The sequence below is a fragment of the Thermus composti genome, from assembly GCF_014647535.1.
Taxonomy (GTDB): Bacteria; Deinococcota; Deinococci; order Deinococcales; family Thermaceae; genus Thermus; species Thermus composti.
Genome location: NZ_BMPJ01000060.1, coordinates 1 through 839 on the forward strand (window position 1 = coordinate 1; position 839 = coordinate 839).

1 protein-coding gene is annotated in these 839 nt (G+C 60.7%); it reads right to left on the reverse strand.

Annotated elements, in window-relative coordinates; genetic code table 11:
• Positions 1-188: 188 nt before the first annotated feature.
• Entirely contained in the window at positions 189-575 is a 387-nt protein-coding gene (locus tag IEX93_RS11350) for an NUDIX domain-containing protein (RefSeq protein WP_188848291.1), read from the reverse strand.
• Positions 576-839: the final 264 nt, after the last annotated feature.

Below are 839 nucleotides of genomic sequence, written 5' to 3' on the forward strand. Positions count from 1 at the left end.
ATGAAGTCACCCAAGAACTCTTGAAGCAGGCTAAGGGAGGGCGAGGAAGGAGTTTTGGGTAAAGCCCTGAAGAGCGGGTGGCGAAAGACGGGGTAGCGTGCTATTCTGTTCTCCTTCACTGCGCTTGCTCTCTCCCTCAAGTCCTTACCTTCGCGGGGCGCCGCTCGTCAGGCCGGGACGGAGTGCGTTCACCGCCGCAAGCAGTCACGCACTGCCGCCCACGTGCGCCGGTTGGATTCCCAGTAGAGCTGCGCCTCCACCGCGGAGATGGGCACCCACTTCCAGTCGTCGTGCTCCTCCGGGGCGATCCGAATGCTGGCTTCAGGCGTCTCCACCCAGTACAGGCTCTTGCGAATGACCTGATGCGGGAGCTCAAACTCCCAGTGGCCGGGGATCGAGTGGAGATCCTCCGTCCTTATCCTCAGGGACGTTTCTTCATAAATTTCCCGGACACAAGCCTCGCGGGAGGCCTCGCCTTCCTTGATTCCGCCTGTAATAGGCTGCCAGAAGCCGGTGGGAATTTCCGGGCTTGCCGCTACGTGCAAGAGGAGTACAAGTTCCTCCGCATCCGCCATGCGGCGGATGACCCAGCATTCCACGCTGTTCCTGACGGGTTTACCGGCCAACGGACACATACCTCCCACCTGCGCCATCGGTTCCTAGCACCGCCGCCGGTCACGTCTCGTCAAGTGGTGTAAAGGGCCATCCCCACATGCGTGGGGACTACTCAAGTATAACCGGCGTCATGCCGGATGTCAAGGCGCCATGCAGCAGGACTTTACCCACATCTCCGTTTCGTGGTAAATCTCCCCTTGCGGGCGCAGCCCGTATCTGGTACC